The organism is Robinsoniella sp. RHS (assembly GCF_001029355.1).
In the GTDB taxonomy this organism is placed as follows: Bacteria; Bacillota; Clostridia; order Lachnospirales; family Lachnospiraceae; genus Robinsoniella; species Robinsoniella peoriensis.
Genome location: NZ_JNGB01000016.1, coordinates 163,022 through 179,527, shown reverse-complemented (window position 1 = coordinate 179,527; position 16,506 = coordinate 163,022). Strand labels below are relative to the sequence as shown.

Sequence of the window (16,506 nt, the reverse complement as noted above, 5' to 3'; positions counted from 1 at the left end):
GAAGTATTTGCAAACATGCTCCAGGGGATTAATACAGACAGGAAACCGAGGAAAAGAATATGAAAAAATTAATGATATTAGGCGCAAGCTATTCTCAGGTACCGCTAATCAGGGCGGCAAAAAAACTGGGATTTTATACAATCGCCGCAAGCATACCAGGTGATTTTCCTGGTTTTGAAGAGGCAGACGAGTTCTGCTATGCCGATATTTCAAAGCCGGAGGAGGTTTTGGAATATGCCAGGAAGTTACAGATAGATGGAATTACCACCTGCTGCCTGGATACCGGGGTGCCGGCTATTGGTTATGTATGTGACAAGATGGGACTTAAGGGACCGGGATACGAAACGGCATGCTGCTCTGTAAATAAATGGAAAATGAAAAAAGCTTTCGAGAGAGAAGCTGTAAGTACCGCCCGGTTCCGACTGGTGAAAAATCAGGAGGAACTGGAAAGGGCATTAGAGGAACTTAGCTTTCCTGTTATTGTGAAAGCAGTTGACCTGATGGGCAGCAGAGGAATCTTTAGAAGTAATACAAAAGAGGAAGCCATTGCAAATTACGGTAAAACAATGGAAGCAACCGGGAAGGATTACTGTCTGGTGGAAGAGTTTATTGAAGGTACAATTTTCGGTACTGAGGCGATGATTCAGGACGGAGAACTTGTATTTATGCTTCCAAACGGAATTGATGCCTATCAGGGTTTTACGCCTACCCCTGTTGGACATTATGTACCCCTTGAGAATATTAACCAGCTTTCACCCCAGATTTCAAAGGAAGTAGGAAAAGCTGTCCGTGCACTGGGAATTGACAATTGCCCGGTTAACTGTGATCTTATATTGAAGGATGGAAAAGTATACGTAATTGAAATCACTGCAAGAGCAGGAGCTACCTGCCTGCCGGAATTAGTGAGTATATACTATGGGATACACTATTATGAAATCATTGCCATGCTGGCAATGGGACTGGATGTCCGGGCTCTGTTTATTCGTGCTTCCATGATTCGTCCGGTGCCGAATCTTTCAAAGATATTAATTTCCGATAAGACCGGAACGGTTACCAGACTTGTAAACGAAAATGAGCCTTCCCAGGATATTATAGATTTGTCCTTTAACATCCGGGAAGGGGATCAGGTGAATAAATATAACAATGGCAGGGACAGGATCGGTCAGATTATTATAAAAGGTGATACCTTGCAGGCATGCAGGGAGCGTTTAGAAGAAGTGATGTCCAAAATCACCATAGAAGTGGATAACGAATATGGCAGATAAGACAAAAAACAAATGGTTCTATATAAAATTATTTACGGTTCTGCATATCAGTCTGCTGTTTAGTTCTTTAAGCGGAGTGGCATCTAAGATGGCTGCAAATCAGAAGTTTTTATCTCTGGAATTTTGCGGTTACTATGGTCTTGTACTGGTGATTATGTTCGTTTATGCATTTATCTGGCAGCAGATATTAAAGCGTATCCCGCTGACGGTAGCTTTTGCAAACAAGCCGGTAACTCTGATCTGGGGAATGATTTTCGGTAAAATAATATTTGGGGAGGTAATCACATGGAACATGCTGCTGGGAGCAGGGATTATCTTTTTTGGAATATATCTGGTGGTGACTTCTGATGAGTAAGCTCAATATTTCCATCTGTATTTTATTATCATCGGTTCTGATTTCTGCAATCTCCCAGATTATGTTGAAGAAGGCTACGATGAAGAAGCATAAGAGCATGTTATTTGAATATTTGAATCCCCTGGTTATCTTTGCATACGGGCTGTTCTTTTTATCAACGCTGCTGACCATGTTCGCACTGCGCTATGTACCGCTTTCCATGGCACCCATTTTAGAATCTACCAGTTACATATTTGTATCCGTAATGGGTTATTTCTTTTTGAAAGAGCGCTTTCCAAAGAAAAAATTAATCGGAATACTGGTCATACTCGTGGGAATATTAGTATTTTCTATGTAGCTGACACAGGTCATATACCCGCAGTAAGCTGGCGGGACGTTAAATATGCAGCCGCAGGCGGTTGGGAAAAGTCCCTCGCTGCAGCCGCAAAAAGCAAATGCAGGCATGCCTGTTTGGCTCTCTGCAAGCAGAAATAAAGGAGTACTTAAATGTTAATATCGATTGTGATTCCCTGCTATAATTCCCAGGATACCATTGAGAAGGTAGTGGATTTATGCGTAGAGGAATTTAAAAAAATAGATGGTTACGAGTGTGAATTCGTACTGGTTAATGATTATTCAAAAGACAAAACTTATGAATCCATTAAACGCTGTGCCGATAAATATTCTTTTGTGAAAGGAATTGATCTGGCTAAGAATTTTGGACAGCATAATGCGATCATGGCTGGCCTTCAGCATACAAACGGCGAACTGATAATGGGAATGGACGATGATATGCAGACGCATCCGTCCCAGATCCATAAGTTTATCGAGAAAATGAATGAAGGCTATGATCTGGTCTATGGCAGATATCAGACCCGGAAATTTTCCTGGCTTAAAAATCTGACCAGCAAAATCAGTGATTTTATTGTATGGCATATGATCGAAAGACCAAAGGGCATTACGGCATGCAGTTTTTGGCTTGCCAAGAAATATGTCAGAGATGAAATTATCAAATATGACAACTATAATTTATACCTGCAGGTATTGTTTTACCGTACCACAAACCACATTGCAAATGTGGATATCGAACATTTCAGCCGTGAGGTGGGTACTTCCAACTACACCTTCAAAAAGTTATTCCGGTTATTCTTATCCTGTATTAATTATACGGTAATCCCCTTGCGGATTTCCATGTTGCTGGGAGGCATCTTTGCAGTTATCGGTGTAATCGGGGCATTGGTTGTGTTTGTGCGCCGGATCTTAGATCCAACGATGGTTCTGGGCTGGTCTTCCCTTATGTGCGCCATGTTCCTGTTCTTTGGCATCGTACTGTTTATGCTGGGGATCGTGGGAGAGTATATTGGGAAAATTATGCTGAATCTGAATAAAACCCCCCAATATGTCGTCCGTGAGACAATCAACGTGACAGCGAAAAAACCGGAAATAAAACCTGAGATGGAACAGCAAATGAAACTGGAAATAAAACCGGAAATAAAACCACAAGTAGATGTGGAAATGAGGTCACAAGTCCGGACAGAAATAGAAACGAAAGAATATCAGGAAAACGAAGTAGCGGCAACCACAGACCGGGGAGAAACAGAATGAAAACAAAAAAAGAAACTGATCATTGGGATTGTTACTGTTCTTGTACTGGTGATAGTAGTGGTTCTTGGATTCATAGGCAATTATTTTTGCGATTATGCCTTAAATCCCAGCGTTACCAATGGAGTTGAATCTGATGATGAGATGGAAAAAACGCCGGATGATGATGAAAAGGATGCTGCCGGATCCTGGCTTTCCGGGGAAGCCGAGGATGTCTGGATGACCAGTGATGATTCCTTAAAGCTTCATGCATATAAAGTAGATGCAAAAAAGCCTTCCAACAAATACGTCGTTCTCTGCCATGGCTACAAGGGCGAAGCAGCTGATATGGCCATTTATGGAAAACATTTCTATGAAAATAATTATAATGTCTTAATACCGGATGCCAGAGCCCATGGACAGAGTGAAGGAAAATTAATCGGTATGGGCTGGCCGGAGAGAAGAGATATCATTAAATGGATGAATACCATCATATCGGAAGAGGAAGATGCACAGATACTTCTGATGGGAGTTTCTATGGGAGCGGCAACGGTGATGATGACATCCGGAGAAGAAGATCTTCCCGCCCAGGTAAAAGCAGTGGTGGAAGACTGTGGTTACACTTCCGTCTGGGATGAGTTTGATCACCAGCTAAATGAAATGTTTGGGCTGCCTCCATTCCCGGTACTGAATGTGTCCTCTCTGGTAGTTAAAATCCGTGCCGGATATTTTTTAGGAGAAGCAAGTGCAGTAAAGCAGGTAGCAAAGAGCCATACCCCAACGATGTTTATTCATGGTGATCAGGATACCTTTGTACCCTTTGCAATGCTGGATAAGCTTTATGAAGCAGCAGTATGTGAAAAAGAAAAGCTTGTGATACCCGGAGCAGCTCACGGTGAAGCCAGAAAAACCGACAGCAAGACTTATTGGGATGCAGTTGATAAATTTGCCAAAAAGTATATTAAGTAAAAGCATAGAAATTAAAATGGTCCACAAGCTGGGTGTATTTGCTTGTGGACCTCTACGATAAAGGGTCTGTCAGACATAACTTACGTCTGATATATTTTTGAAGTAAAAAGCCAGATGGCAGCAGCCGATGTACCAATCGCCAGAATGCCTGTAATAATTGGGTAAATGTAAAAGTAAGGAGACTGGGCTATTAATAGAATTAAGTCTCCGGATTTTTGGTGAAGGGTAGGATAAATTACTGTAACGGCAATGATTAGACATATTACCTCACCAATAAAAAGTGTGTAGCGAACAATCTTATTATCTATCGTTAGTATCATCAGTGCAACATACCAGGCAAAAATAAAGGAAAAGTAATAAAAGAGTAAGGAACTGATCAAACCGGGCAGTGAACTCTGTGAATACATGTATATTAGATAATCAAATGTAAAAACTGTTTGGTCAAATATACATGTAAGTAAAATATACAAATAGCCCTTAATCAGCAAGTTTTGTACAATACTTTTTTGATGCAGCGGAGCGTACCGCATAATGGAATGCTCCTCGAAGTAAACTCTTCTCAGTTTCTGTATTGTATATATAAATACCCATAAAGTAAGGGAGAAAACTCCATTTCCAAAGAAAAATGTCTGCGCCAGTAGAAAACATACCAAAATATAGGATAAAATTTGCGTATGCCCCACATCTGCAACCCGCTCCATTTTCTGATAGGCTAAAATATCCTTTACCATTACGCACCCTCCTCTGAAAAATATCTCATAAAATCATCGAATCCCGCTCTTACAAATCGTATTTCATCTGTATTCGTTCCGGCAATATCGGAATGGCTGGATGATATCAAACCTTCATATCCAAAAGCGGTTTCTTTCATACCCACAATATTTTTTTTGAATTCCGGTGTCATACATTCCGTTGGACAGTGGAATAGCTGGTATTGTTCCAGTAGTGTATCTTTTTCCTCTGCAAATATAATTCTGCCTTTTTCCATAAAAACAACATAGTCTGCAATCCGTTCCACATCCACAGTCAGATTGGTGGAGAAAAGAATGGATTTCTCCTCATCCTGCATAAAATCCATCACCATATCTAAAATATCATCCTTAGACACGGTATCCAGGTTTGCTGTAGGTTCATCCAGTATCAGTAAATCAGGATTACAGCTAATAGTCAGCAAGACCTGAAATTTCCGCTGCATACCTGTGGAGAAGTTTGCCAGTCTCTGATCCTCATTCAAATGAAACAGATCTAAATATTTTTCAAACAAATCATATTTGAAATTCTTATAAAAGGGTGCAACTGCATTTGCGATCTGATCCGGAGAAAACCGCGGGTTATAAGCGAGGGCATTTGAGGTAAAGCTAAGCCGCTCCTTGATTAGGGGATTCTTAAGGCTTTTGTCAGTTTCAAAATAAGTGATGGTCCCTTTTTGGTATTTTTGAAGTCCCATGATTGCTTTCAGTAAAGTAGTTTTACCGGCACCATTTCTGCCGATCAGGCCGGTAATAGTACCAGTTTTTATCTCCAGATTGATGTCCGATAATTTAAAATCATTTTCATAAAAGCGAACTTCAAGGTCATTTAAAATAAGTGCGGATGATGTCATATAGATTCCTCCTCTACAAGTTCCCGAACCAGATTCATAAAATCTTCGTTACTAAAACTGATTGTTTTTGCGTAGTGATAAACGTCTTTCAGCTGCTCTTTCAGCTGCATACGATAGGAATTTTTAATGAAAGAGGCATCCAGTTCTGCGGCGTAGACGCCTTTTCCATTAATACTGACGGCTATTCCGGATTTACAAAGCTCTTCATAAGCCCGTTTCACCGTAATGATTCCGATTTTGCATTCCTTTGCCAGCATACGGATGGAGGGAAGCTGGGTACCTGGTGGAATTCTACCACTTAAGATCTGCTCCGTTACCTGTTCCCTTATCTGCTCATAAATCGGAATTTCAGAAATAGGTGAGATCATAATATTCAATCGTAATCGCCTCCGTTCTTACTGTGACTATACCATAGACACGGTTTAAAGTCAATTGTAATATTCAAAAATCTTTTGTTTAAGGGAGGTAGGTATTACTTGTATTATATCCTCTTTTACAGGCTGCCCCAAAAAGTTATGACAACTGTCTTGTCACCTGTAAAGTTTTGTGGTATACTAATTCATCGAAACATATACAAAAGGGAGGTCAAGATGAACGAGAAGCAATTAAGAATCCAGGAATTAAAAAAGGAAAAAGATGCTGTGATCCTCGCACACTATTATGTAAATGATGAGGTTCAGGAAATTGCAGACTATGTAGGAGATTCTTATTATCTGAGTGAAATTGCCACCAAGATAAAAGAAAAAGTGCTGGTACTTTGCGGTGTCCGCTTTATGGGAGAGAGCGCAAAGATTTTAAATCCGGATAAAAAAGTTTTAATGCCGGATATGCAGGCTGACTGTCCCATGGCACATATGGCTGATGCCCGTAAAATAGAAGAAATCCGCAGAAAATACGAGGATGTGGCAGTTGTCTGTTATGTGAATTCTACGGCGGAACTTAAGGTTCATTCCGATGTATGTGTAACTTCATCCAATGCATTAAAAATTGTCAGAGCATTGCCAAATAAGAATATTTTCTTTATACCGGATCAGCATCTTGGAACTTATGTAGCCTCTCAGGTGCCCGATAAGAATATAATATTAAACGATGGTTATTGTCCGGTTCATGCAAGAATCACCGAAGAGGAAATCAAGGAAGCAAAAGCAGCCCACCCAAAAGCAAAAATTCTGGTTCATCCTGAGTGTCAGGCTTTGGTTACCGCGATGGCTGATTATGCAGGAAGTACATCCGGTATTATCGAATACGCTTCCAAAGATGATGCGTCAGAATTTATCATTGTAACAGAAAAGGGTGTGTTATATGAACTGCAGCACAGGAATCCGGAAAAGAAGTTTTATCTTGTAAATGAAACACAGTGCTGCCCGGATATGAAAAAAATAACATTAGATAATATGATCCAGGCAATGGAAACCGGAGCCCCTTTAATTGAGTTAGAAGAAACATTTATAAACCAGGCGCATGCACCATTGAAGAAGATGCTGGAGCTTGCGAAGTAAGGAAGAAGATGGAGTATTATGAAAAAAAATTATGATGTAATCATTATTGGAACCGGAGTAGCCGGATTATTTAATGCATTGAATCTGCCGGAATATCTGGAGATTCTGATGATTACAAAGGCCGGATTAGAAGAGAGCGATTCTTTTTTGGCACAGGGCGGAATCTGTGTTCTGAAAAATGAAAATGATTTTGAGAGTTATTTTGAAGACACCATGAAAGCTGGGCATTATGAAAATACCAAAGAATCGGTAGAAGTCATGATCCGTTCTTCCAGGGAAATCATATCTGATTTACTGCGGTATGGCGTGGAATTTGAATCAGAAGAGGGAGAGCTTCGCTATACCCGCGAAGGTGCCCATTCCACTCCAAGGATTTTGTACCATGAAGATGTAACCGGAAAAGAAATAACAGGAAAGCTGTTAAAACAGGTTCTGGATAAAGAGAACATTACCATAATGGAACATACAGCCATGACAGATATTTTAAGTCACAATAATGATTGTTATGGTGTTATAATAAAATTGGAAAACGGGCAGGAGACCACGGTTATGGCACATGATATTGTACTTGCCTGCGGAGGAATCGGGGGACGCTATCAGCATTCAACAAATTATCCCCATCTAACGGGAGATGCACTTACCATTGCAGGGAAGCATGATATTCGTCTTAAGAATTTAGATTACATACAGATTCACCCTACAACACTGTATTCTACCAAACCGGGCAGAAGATTTTTAATCTCAGAATCTGTCCGGGGTGAGGGGGCAGTATTGTATAATAAAGCAGGGGAGCGTTTTGTTAATGAACTGCTGCCCAGAGATTTGCTTACAAAGGAAATCTATAAGCAGATGGAAAAGGATGATACCCCTTATGTAATGTTATCAATGCAGACCATACAGGGAATAGATGTTACCAGGCGTTTTCCAAATATTTACCAGCACTGTCTGGATGAAGGCTTTGATGTTACAAAAGAATGTATACCGGTTGTACCGGCACAGCATTATTTTATGGGAGGAATTGATGTGGATCTGGATAGCCGTACTTCAATGGAGCATTTATATGCCGTAGGAGAAACCAGCTGTAACGGAGTCCACGGGAAGAACCGCCTTGCCAGTAATTCACTTTTAGAAAGCCTTGTTTTCGCAAAACGTGCTGCAAAGGATATATTGAGCAATCGATCAAAGGAGAAAATGATATCATGAATCAGATTACAACCAAATTAAATGTAGACAATCTTATCATGCAGGCATTGCGTGAAGATATTACCAGCGAAGATATCACCACAAATGCTGTTATGCGTGAGAGTAAACCAGGGAGAGCAGATCTTATCTGTAAACAGGATGGAGTAATTGCAGGTCTGGATGTGTTCACCAGAGTATTTGAGTTATTAGATGATAAGGTTACGGTAGAAAAGTTTTTTAAAGATGGTGACAAGGTTAAAAATGGGGACCTTTTAGCAGTCGTTACCGGAGATATCCGGGTGTTGCTATCAGGGGAGAGAACAGCTTTAAATTATTTACAGCGCATGAGTGGAATTGCAACGTATACAAGAAATGTTGCAGATCTGCTAAAGGGCAGTAAGACAAAATTACTGGATACCCGCAAGACAACTCCAAATATGCGTATTTTTGAAAAATATGCGGTAAAGGTAGGCGGAGGATATAATCATCGTTATAATCTCTCGGATGGAATCCTGATCAAAGATAATCATATCGGAGCAGCAGGCGGAGTAAAAGAAGCAATTCAAATGGCAAAAGAATACGCACCGTTTGTAAGAAAGATCGAAGTGGAAGTGGAAAATCTGGAGATGTTAAAAGAAGCGCTAGAAGCAGGTGCTGACATTATTATGCTGGATAACATGACTCCGGAAACCATGAAAAGAGCAGTGGAAATGGTAGACGGCCGAGCAGAAACCGAATGTTCCGGAAATGTCACCAAAGAAAATATTAAAAACATCATTGATGTTGGTGTTGACTATGTATCAAGCGGCGCCCTGACCCATTCAGCTCCTATTCTGGATGTGTCATTAAAAAATCTTCATGCTGTTTAATAAGATAAATACTGTTTAATAAGAAAACCGCAGGAAGCATATCTACTATGTTCCCTGAGGTTTTGTCAGCATCTGTTTAAAAATTTATTGATCAATCATTACGATACACTCTAGTAGTCCATAAGGTAAAACGTATATCTGATAAATTTAGAGGCTGGTGCCGAAATCGATTACAATTTCCTGTCCGGTAATAGCCCTTGACTCGTCGCTGGCTAGAAAAAGAATTGCATTCGCTACGTCCTGTGGCTGGCAGACAGGAAGCTTCATATCTGTATGTTTTGCCATAGCGCCGAGCATATCCATGTCTAAGGTGGAATTTGCGGCACTGGCACCCATAGGTGTGGCTACAGACCCGGGACAAAGAGCATTGCATCGGATACCTTCTGATGCACACCGAAGAGCAGTATGTCTGGTGATGCCCAGGATAGCAGCTTTTGAAGCAACATAGGCAGCACCGCCTCCGCCATTAACGCCTGCAATGGAAGCGACATTCACAATAGAACCGGATTTATGTTTCAACATAACATTTAATACAGTTCGAATGCATTGGATGGTACCTTTGGCATTAATATTGATGACACGGTCCAGCTCATCATCCTGAACCCGGTCTACCGGAAGCAGACCAGAATCTAAGACGCCAGCATTATTGACAAGAATGTCGATATTACCGAATTTATCCAGAGTTTCCCGGACTAAGGCAAGGAAACTTTCCGGGTTCGAGATATCGCTGGGAATAGAAAGTACAGAACCTCCTGCCTGTCTGATTTTTTCTGCTACAGCGTCTAATTGCTCTTTCCTTCGGGCAGTGATTACAACATTTGCTCCTTCAGCAGCAAAAAGCAGTGCCGCAGCTTCCCCAATTCCTGAATTACCGCCTGTAATGATAGCGGTTTTATTTTCTAAACGTTTCATATAAAATTCCCTTTCTAAAAATAGTAATAATTATTGTTATTAATTATATCATAGCGCGAAACTTCCCATATGTCAATGGATAAAAGGTAGACATTTCCCAACAATATAAGTTATTGTATCCTATTTTGTAAAAAACAATAGAAGGCAGGTAGAATTTCAAGTATAATGAAATACTGTAACTTACTAATAAAAAGAAGGGGATTACTCATGAAAGAAATATTTCAAAAACTTACCGATGAATATGCAGAAAAATACCACTTTAGTGGGGCCTGTATGCTGAAATCCTCAGATGAAGTATTATTTTCCGCTGCATATGGGTGTGCCAATCAGGCTTATAAAATAAAGAACAGATTAGATACCAGATTTGATACGGCATCTGTGACGAAGACATTTACAGCTGCAGCAATTCTGCAGCTGGCTGATAAGGGATTCCTGATGTTAGACAGCAGGATTCGCGATCTCGTAGATCTGACAGGAACTAAAATCCCTGAAGATGTCCGCATTGAACATCTGTTAAACCATACTTCGGGAATCGCAGACGATGCAGATGAGGAGGCAGGAGAAGATTATTCCCTGTTATTTATAGAAAGTCCCAATTACGCTATCCGCAATTGCCGTGATTTCCTTAAGAATTTTGCTTTTAAAGACCCCTTTTTCAAAGCAGGTACAAATGTAAGATACAATAATTGTGCATTCATTTTGTTAGGTCTTGCAATTGAGAATATTACCCATATGAATTATAGGGAATATGTAGAGAAGAACATTTTTGAGAAAGCAGGGATGAAGAATACAAGGTTCTGTGCAATGGATGAAATATGTGAAAACACAGCGGAAGGTTATGGGGATGTGTTTCGGAAAACAGAATCAGGTGATGAGATATGGAGTGGATTTAAAAAAAATATTTACAGCTATCCGCCCATTGGAGCTGCTGACAGCGGGGCATATACAACAGTAGAAGACCTGGACCGATTTATAAGAAGTATCAAAGCAAATACCCTTATGTCCCATGAATTTTCAAAAATGTTGTTGGAACCCCACTGTGATTTCACAAGAAAGTCCCAGTGGAATGAAGTGGCAGATGCAAGAGTTAGAATGGGGTATGCTTTCGAGTTTCTTGAAATTAAGGATGATATTTTCTGCATTTATAAAGAAGGAATCAATGAAGGTGTATCGGCGATGTTTTCCTATTACCCGAAAGCAGATCTTACTCTAAGTATACTATCGAATCAAAATTGTGATGTGTGGAAAATGCACAGAGCTATGCAAACGGAAATTTATCATAATTATTATCATGCATGAAATAGCAACTAAAGCTTCTGTACAATATAAGTAATCACATTGGTGTGAATCATAACCAGCAGATCTTCTCTTGGGATCGTATAAGATTGGGCGGATGTTCTGTTTTGCAGTACGCGGCATTTGAAGAAACTTTTTTTCAGCAGATTTATCATGGTTTCTGTTGGAAGATTGATTTCAAATTGTTTCTTTCAGCATTTCTTATTTTATAAAGTGTATTCACATCTAATCTCCAGGAAATTTATTTATTCGAAAAAAAGTAATTGTATATTAGTTCACCTTTTCTATTTTTGCATAACAATCCGTCTTTAGCAGATTCATAAAAAATGTTCTCGCATTTTCCGGTGTCCGGTATTGGGGCATGCTGGAAAATGCAAGAGAGAGATCGTCTATTTGTTCCATTGCATTTTTACAGCTGATCAGGAGTTCTTCAGGGAGAACTTCCAGTGATGAGTATTCCAGGTTTTGCGGATTCAGACGGTGGGTTTCCATTGCGTAAGGGATACGTTTGCGGCAGCGGCAAAAGCCCTGTTTCCCAAGTTCACAATACTCATCCAGAAATGCAGCCATCTTTTTCCGGATGCGGGAGAGTCTCTGGCGATATGCCTCAGGGGTGATATTCAGTATTTCGCCTGCTATTTTGCTGTCCGCTTTAAACATGGTTCCCAGAATGAATATGCAGCGGCTGTCCGGATCCAGGCACTGCAGCATGACATTGGTACAGGATAATTTTAGTTCCTGCTCTAACAATGGCTGCTCAACATTTTGAGCCGGGTCAGGGATATCGTTTGCTGCACCGTTTTTAATATCATATCCATAGAATTCAAAGCTGAGAGGTCTCTTTGCAAACATACTTTTTTTGTAATTTTTTAAATGGTTTACAGCAATGCGAAAAGCCCAGGTGGTAAAGGAGCTTTCTTTGCGAAAAGTCTCTAAGTGGGTCATGATCCGGATGGTAATTTCCTGAACGGCATCTTCAGCATCCGGTATTGTTCCAAGCATTCTCAGAGACAGATTAAAGATTAAATCCTGTATAGAAACAAGGAGGGTTTCCATAGCGGATCTGTCACCGGATACAGCCAGATCAACGAATTCGTTCCACTCATCATTGGTGTAGTCTGTATCAGAATTATCATGATACAAATTTTTGGTTGTGTTTTCCATAGTTTTCTCCGTTGTAGTTTATTTGGGACAGGTAACTGTCTGATAGCAATAGTATAGCACAGACAAAGGCTGTACGAAAGTAGAAAAACGGTTACGGTTCAGTTGTAAATAAGACTTGACTCTCCCCTTACAGGAGCATATATCCTTACCTTTGCAACAGGAAAACTATTGTAAAAGTATAGTATTTGCAATAGGGAAAAGTGGTGCAACAGAAAGGAGAAACGATGGGAAATGTAATTGAAGTAAGGCATTTAGAGAAACACTTTGGAGGAAAAACTGCTGTGAAAGATCTTTCATTTTCAGTAGGCAAAGGTGAGGTCTTCGGATTGCTGGGACACAATGGAGCAGGGAAAAGTACCACCATAGATTGTATGCTGGGACTGAAATCTTATTCAAAAGGTGAGGTTCATATTTTGGGAATGGATCCGGTAAAGAAGCGGAAAGTATTATTCGAACGGGTGGGTGTACAGCTGCAGCATACCTCATATCAGGATAAGATTAAGGTTGGTGAGCTATGTGAGGAGAATGCAGTGTTATATAAGAATCCTGGTAATTATCATGAACTTCTGGAACAGTTTGGACTTTCAAAATGCAAAGCCCAGTATGTATCCACGTTGTCCGGAGGGGAAAAACAGAAGCTGTCAGTTTTATTAGCTCTGCTCCCCAAGCCGGATGTGATCTTTTTAGATGAACTGACAACCGGATTGGATACCCTGGCAAGAAGAGAAGTCTGGAATCAGCTGGTGAAACTGAAGAAAGTGGGAGTGACGATATTTCTGACTTCCCACTACATGGATGAGGTAGAAGCGCTTTGCGACAATATCTGCATCATAAAAGAAGGAAAAAAAGTGGAGTGCGGTCCTGTGAAAACCGTGATTGAAAAAAGTCCTTGTGATTCACTGGAGGATGCTTATCTTTGGTATATGGGAGAGGAGGTAGTTAAATGAAACGATTTTTAACACTGTTGAAAATTGAGGGGAAGATTGCAGTCAGGGGAATAGACGGAATCTTCTTTGGTATCTTTATGCCGGTTGGAATTGCGATACTAATTGGTTTTATCTGTGGGGATAAGCCTGCTTATGAAGGGGCTGCGTATACTTTCCTGGAGGCATCCTTTCCGGCACTTATTACGGTAGGAATCTGCGCAACTGCATTTATGGGAATTCCGCTTGGGCTTTCGGATTACCGTGACAAGAAGATATTGAAACATTTTTTTGTCACACCGGTCAGCCCGATGCTGCTTTTAATGGTACAGGTAGCTATTAATTTCCTTAATTCACTTGTTTCAGCCACGGCTATTTTACTGGTGATGAAGTTTGTGTTCGGATATCGGATGAGGGGGTCAAAGATAGGTTTTCTATTTGCCTATATTCTGGTTCTGATTTCCATGTATGCCCTGGGAATGATGCTGGCCAGTCTTTGCCGGACCCTTAAGGTGGCAAATCTGGTATGTACACTGATTTATTTCCCTATGCTATTTCTCTCAGGAGCTACAATTCCTTATGAGATACTGCCCCAGGCATTGCAGAAAGCGGCAAACATTCTACCTTTGACCCAGGGGATTAAATTACTGAAAGGGTTCTCAATGGGGACCGGGAAAACAGAAATTTTAGTTCCCAGTATTATAATGATAACGGTAGCGGCGGCAGGAATTATCATTTCCATAAAGAAATTCCGATGGGAATAGTCTATTTATGAGTAGATGACTATCCACGAAAATTCAAACTGGCAAAAACAGATAGCTTGTATGTCGAAATTCTCATTATATTCTTAAATTGTGTCTCATATACTATAACCAGAACCGATATTTAGGAGTGGCATATGAGTGAGAAACAATCAAACCAGAATGTTGTCAGAGAATCAGAGCCGGGCCCGGATAAAGAGACTAAATTCCATCAATACAGAGGAATCGGCATTCTGCTCTTGTGCGCTGTTCTGGTAATGGGGGGAATTTACAGCTTTGGGGGAATTACCCTTCAGACGGCAGGGAGCAGTACGGTAGGAAACAGGGAACTTCCGATTTACTGTGTAGATACCCAGAAGAACCAGGTGGCACTGTCTTTTGATGCGGCCTGGGGAAATGAAGATACACAGGAGATACTGGATATTCTGGCAAAACATAACGTACATGTTACATTTTTCATGACCGGTGGATGGGTTGAGGCTTTCCCGGATGACGTAAAACGAATTGCAGCAGCGGGCCATGATCTTGGAAATCACAGTGAAAACCACAAAAATATGAGCCAGCTGAGTGATGAACAGTGCAAACAGGAAATTATGAAGGTACATGACAAGGTGAAAGCTCTGACCGGAATTGAAATGAATCTGTTTCGTCCGCCGTATGGAGACTACGATAATCATGTTATAAAAGATGCTTATGCCTGTGGTTATTTCCCGATACAATGGAGCGTGGACAGCTTAGATTGGAAAGATTACGGTGTGGAAAATATCATCCAGACTGTCACCCAGAATAAAGCATTGGATAAGGGTGCTATTATTCTTATGCATAATGGCGCAAAATATACAGCACAGGCTCTGGATACCGTCATTACCGGTCTTCAGGATAAGGGATACGAGATCGTACCGATATCCCAGTTGATTTATCAGGATAAATACCATATGGATCAGGCAGGAAAGCAGATCAGTGATGATATTCAGAACAATTCCAAAACCCAGACCAGCAGCGGGCAGTGATCAGAAACCGTAAGCCGGACAGTCTCAGATGTATTGAGGCTGTCCGGCTTGCTGCCGGTTAAATCATGACTGTCACAGGTATTGTCATATAGCTGAATCTGCATACTTTTCAGGTGCCATAAATGGCAGCAGGGAGATTAAAATGGAATAAAAATATTGAGGTTTCAAATATATCATGCTATACTTATCACCGTAAATACCATATTTAAGCGAGGAGGGATATGATGAAATTTACAAAGATGCACGGAATCGGCAATGATTATGTGTATGTAAACTGCTTTGAGGAACAAGTTGCAGACCCGGGAAGGACAGCGGTATTTGTTAGTGACAGACACTTTGGAATTGGCTCAGACGGGTTAATATTAATCAAACCTTCTAAGAGGGCAGACTTTATGATGGACATGTATAACGCAGACGGCTCCCAGGGTGCAATGTGCGGAAATGGAATCCGGTGTGTGGCGAAATATGTGTATGATTATGGTTTGACCGATCAGACAGAGATCAGTATAGAAACAAAAAGCGGAATTAAATATCTGCATCTTACGGTAGAACAGGGTAAGGTGGCTTATGTAAAAGTAGACATGGGTGCGCCAATACTGGAATCCGGTAAAATACCTGTTATTTCCCAGAAGGATAAAGTAGTGGACGAGCCCGTTACCGTAGATGGAAAAACGTATCATATGACAGCGGTTTCTATGGGAAATCCACATACGATTGTCTATGTAGACGATGTGCAGGGACTGAAGATAGAAGAAATCGGTCCGGGCTTTGAAAATCATCCCTGTTTTCCGGATCGTGTAAATACGGAATTTGTTCGGATTATAGACAGACATACCGCCGAAATGCGTGTATGGGAAAGAGGTTCGGGAGAAACGCTTGCCTGTGGTACGGGTGCCTGTGCCGTAGCAGTGGCATCTATTTTAAATGGTTATACAGAGGATGAGGTAACCGTAAAACTGTTAGGCGGAGACTTAAAGATTGAGTGGGACCGAAAAGCAGACCGTGTATATATGACTGGTTCTGCTACCGTAGTATTCGACGGCGAGATAACTTTGCCGGATGAGTCGCACAGCTGTCAGTAAGCAATTTTCAAACATGCTCTGGAAAAATAGACGAAGCATAGGTATAAGATAAACAC

Annotated in this window: 18 protein-coding genes; 13 read left to right on the top strand and 5 right to left on the bottom strand. The window is 40.8% G+C overall.

Going from position 1 to position 16,506, the window contains the following annotated elements:
- Positions 1-59: 59 nt before the first annotated feature.
- The 5 genes from RHS_RS09230 to RHS_RS09210 all read left to right on the top strand — a co-directional run bounded on the left by RHS_RS09230 (position 60) and on the right by RHS_RS09210 (position 4,149).
- The gene (locus RHS_RS09230; RefSeq protein ID WP_047833008.1) at positions 60-1,265 is read left to right on the top strand and encodes an ATP-grasp domain-containing protein; all 1,206 of its coding nucleotides are present in this window, start codon (positions 60-62) and stop codon (positions 1,263-1,265) included.
- Positions 1,255-1,620: a transporter gene (locus RHS_RS09225; protein WP_044296660.1), complete on the top strand. Its 366-nt coding sequence runs from the start codon at positions 1,255-1,257 to the stop codon at positions 1,618-1,620. Before RHS_RS09230 ends, RHS_RS09225 begins: the two co-directional genes overlap by 11 nt.
- On the top strand, positions 1,613-1,957 hold the full coding sequence (locus RHS_RS09220; RefSeq protein WP_047833007.1) for an EamA family transporter: 345 nt from the start codon (positions 1,613-1,615) through the stop codon (positions 1,955-1,957). The genes RHS_RS09225 and RHS_RS09220 overlap by 8 nt, the downstream gene beginning before the upstream one ends.
- 149 nt (positions 1,958-2,106) lie before the next feature.
- Positions 2,107-3,204: a glycosyltransferase family 2 protein gene (locus RHS_RS09215; protein WP_063837266.1), complete on the top strand. Its 1,098-nt coding sequence runs from the start codon at positions 2,107-2,109 to the stop codon at positions 3,202-3,204.
- A gap of 57 nt (positions 3,205-3,261) precedes the next feature.
- Positions 3,262-4,149 carry an alpha/beta hydrolase gene (locus RHS_RS09210; protein WP_395021886.1) on the top strand — a complete coding sequence of 296 codons (888 nt, stop codon included), beginning with the start codon at positions 3,262-3,264 and terminating at the stop codon, positions 4,147-4,149.
- A gap of 80 nt (positions 4,150-4,229) precedes the next feature.
- Here the strand turns inward: RHS_RS09210 and RHS_RS09205 are convergent, their stop codons facing one another.
- Genes RHS_RS09205 through RHS_RS09195 form a run of 3 tightly spaced genes read right to left on the bottom strand, consistent with a single transcriptional unit; the run spans position 4,230 to position 6,120 of the window.
- Positions 4,230-4,880, bottom strand: coding sequence for a hypothetical protein (locus tag RHS_RS09205; protein ID WP_027296833.1), 651 nt, complete (start codon positions 4,878-4,880; stop codon positions 4,230-4,232).
- Positions 4,880-5,752 carry an ABC transporter ATP-binding protein gene (locus RHS_RS09200; RefSeq protein WP_047833005.1) on the bottom strand — a complete coding sequence of 291 codons (873 nt, stop codon included), beginning with the start codon at positions 5,750-5,752 and terminating at the stop codon, positions 4,880-4,882. Before RHS_RS09200 ends, RHS_RS09205 begins: the two co-directional genes overlap by 1 nt.
- Complete coding sequence (locus RHS_RS09195; RefSeq protein WP_242849195.1) at positions 5,749-6,120, bottom strand: GntR family transcriptional regulator; 372 nt, start codon at positions 6,118-6,120, stop codon at positions 5,749-5,751. The genes RHS_RS09200 and RHS_RS09195 overlap by 4 nt, the downstream gene beginning before the upstream one ends.
- A 222-nt stretch (positions 6,121-6,342) precedes the next feature.
- Here RHS_RS09195 and nadA point away from each other — a divergent pair, with 222 nt between their 5' ends.
- Genes nadA through nadC form a run of 3 tightly spaced genes read left to right on the top strand, consistent with a single transcriptional unit; the run spans position 6,343 to position 9,302 of the window.
- Positions 6,343-7,251 (top strand): quinolinate synthase NadA, encoded by a 909-nt coding sequence (nadA, locus tag RHS_RS09190; protein WP_047833004.1) that lies wholly within the window; start codon positions 6,343-6,345, stop codon positions 7,249-7,251.
- Positions 7,252-7,269: 18 nt separating this feature from the next.
- The gene (locus tag RHS_RS09185; RefSeq protein ID WP_047833003.1) at positions 7,270-8,454 is read left to right on the top strand and encodes an L-aspartate oxidase; all 1,185 of its coding nucleotides are present in this window, start codon (positions 7,270-7,272) and stop codon (positions 8,452-8,454) included.
- Complete coding sequence (gene nadC / locus RHS_RS09180) at positions 8,451-9,302, top strand: carboxylating nicotinate-nucleotide diphosphorylase (protein ID WP_047833002.1); 852 nt, start codon at positions 8,451-8,453, stop codon at positions 9,300-9,302. The genes RHS_RS09185 and nadC overlap by 4 nt, the downstream gene beginning before the upstream one ends.
- Before the next feature lie 147 nt (positions 9,303-9,449).
- Here the strand turns inward: nadC and RHS_RS09175 are convergent, their stop codons facing one another.
- Positions 9,450-10,214: an SDR family NAD(P)-dependent oxidoreductase gene (locus RHS_RS09175; protein ID WP_047833001.1), complete on the bottom strand. Its 765-nt coding sequence runs from the start codon at positions 10,212-10,214 to the stop codon at positions 9,450-9,452.
- Between the two features lie 207 nt (positions 10,215-10,421).
- On the opposite strand from RHS_RS09175, the gene RHS_RS09170 reads away from it, so the two are divergent.
- Positions 10,422-11,513, top strand: a complete 1,092-nt coding sequence (locus tag RHS_RS09170) for a serine hydrolase (protein ID WP_047833000.1) — start codon at positions 10,422-10,424, stop codon at positions 11,511-11,513.
- 267 nt (positions 11,514-11,780) lie between these two features.
- Here the strand turns inward: RHS_RS09170 and RHS_RS09165 are convergent, their stop codons facing one another.
- Positions 11,781-12,674, bottom strand: coding sequence for an RNA polymerase sigma factor (locus RHS_RS09165; RefSeq protein ID WP_081820432.1), 894 nt, complete (start codon positions 12,672-12,674; stop codon positions 11,781-11,783).
- A 224-nt stretch (positions 12,675-12,898) separates the two neighbouring features.
- On the opposite strand from RHS_RS09165, the gene RHS_RS09160 reads away from it, so the two are divergent.
- The 4 genes from RHS_RS09160 to dapF all read left to right on the top strand — a co-directional run bounded on the left by RHS_RS09160 (position 12,899) and on the right by dapF (position 16,450).
- The gene (locus tag RHS_RS09160; protein WP_047832999.1) at positions 12,899-13,621 is read left to right on the top strand and encodes an ABC transporter ATP-binding protein; all 723 of its coding nucleotides are present in this window, start codon (positions 12,899-12,901) and stop codon (positions 13,619-13,621) included.
- Positions 13,618-14,361, top strand: coding sequence for an ABC transporter permease (locus RHS_RS09155; RefSeq protein ID WP_047832998.1), 744 nt, complete (start codon positions 13,618-13,620; stop codon positions 14,359-14,361). The genes RHS_RS09160 and RHS_RS09155 overlap by 4 nt, the downstream gene beginning before the upstream one ends.
- 134 nt (positions 14,362-14,495) lie before the next feature.
- A complete protein-coding gene (locus RHS_RS09150; RefSeq protein ID WP_081820433.1) occupies positions 14,496-15,368 on the top strand; it encodes a polysaccharide deacetylase family protein in 873 nt (290 codons plus the stop codon).
- Between the two features lie 224 nt (positions 15,369-15,592).
- Complete coding sequence (gene dapF, locus RHS_RS09145) at positions 15,593-16,450, top strand: diaminopimelate epimerase (protein WP_047832997.1); 858 nt, start codon at positions 15,593-15,595, stop codon at positions 16,448-16,450.
- The last annotated feature ends 56 nt before the right edge of the window (positions 16,451-16,506 follow it).

What these genes read in the sequence shown, in the direction of transcription:
- RHS_RS09175 (WP_047833001.1), bottom strand. Translation starts at nt 10,214, where the DNA reads ATGAAACGTTTAGAAAATAAAACCGCTATCATTACAGGCGGTAATTCA.
- RHS_RS09150 (WP_081820433.1), top strand. Translation starts at nt 14,496, where the DNA reads ATGAGTGAGAAACAATCAAACCAGAATGTTGTCAGAGAATCAGAGCCG.
- RHS_RS09165 (WP_081820432.1), bottom strand. Translation starts at nt 12,674, where the DNA reads ATGGAAAACACAACCAAAAATTTGTATCATGATAATTCTGATACAGAC.
- RHS_RS09155 (WP_047832998.1), top strand. Translation starts at nt 13,618, where the DNA reads ATGAAACGATTTTTAACACTGTTGAAAATTGAGGGGAAGATTGCAGTC.
- nadC (WP_047833002.1), top strand. Translation starts at nt 8,451, where the DNA reads ATGAATCAGATTACAACCAAATTAAATGTAGACAATCTTATCATGCAG.
- RHS_RS09195 (WP_242849195.1), bottom strand. Translation starts at nt 6,120, where the DNA reads ATGATCTCACCTATTTCTGAAATTCCGATTTATGAGCAGATAAGGGAA.
- RHS_RS09185 (WP_047833003.1), top strand. Translation starts at nt 7,270, where the DNA reads ATGAAAAAAAATTATGATGTAATCATTATTGGAACCGGAGTAGCCGGA.
- RHS_RS09160 (WP_047832999.1), top strand. Translation starts at nt 12,899, where the DNA reads ATGGGAAATGTAATTGAAGTAAGGCATTTAGAGAAACACTTTGGAGGA.
- RHS_RS09205 (WP_027296833.1), bottom strand. Translation starts at nt 4,880, where the DNA reads ATGGTAAAGGATATTTTAGCCTATCAGAAAATGGAGCGGGTTGCAGAT.
- RHS_RS09170 (WP_047833000.1), top strand. Translation starts at nt 10,422, where the DNA reads ATGAAAGAAATATTTCAAAAACTTACCGATGAATATGCAGAAAAATAC.
- RHS_RS09225 (WP_044296660.1), top strand. Translation starts at nt 1,255, where the DNA reads ATGGCAGATAAGACAAAAAACAAATGGTTCTATATAAAATTATTTACG.
- nadA (WP_047833004.1), top strand. Translation starts at nt 6,343, where the DNA reads ATGAACGAGAAGCAATTAAGAATCCAGGAATTAAAAAAGGAAAAAGAT.
- RHS_RS09230 (WP_047833008.1), top strand. Translation starts at nt 60, where the DNA reads ATGAAAAAATTAATGATATTAGGCGCAAGCTATTCTCAGGTACCGCTA.
- RHS_RS09215 (WP_063837266.1), top strand. Translation starts at nt 2,107, where the DNA reads ATGTTAATATCGATTGTGATTCCCTGCTATAATTCCCAGGATACCATT.
- dapF (WP_047832997.1), top strand. Translation starts at nt 15,593, where the DNA reads ATGAAATTTACAAAGATGCACGGAATCGGCAATGATTATGTGTATGTA.
- RHS_RS09200 (WP_047833005.1), bottom strand. Translation starts at nt 5,752, where the DNA reads ATGACATCATCCGCACTTATTTTAAATGACCTTGAAGTTCGCTTTTAT.
- RHS_RS09220 (WP_047833007.1), top strand. Translation starts at nt 1,613, where the DNA reads ATGAGTAAGCTCAATATTTCCATCTGTATTTTATTATCATCGGTTCTG.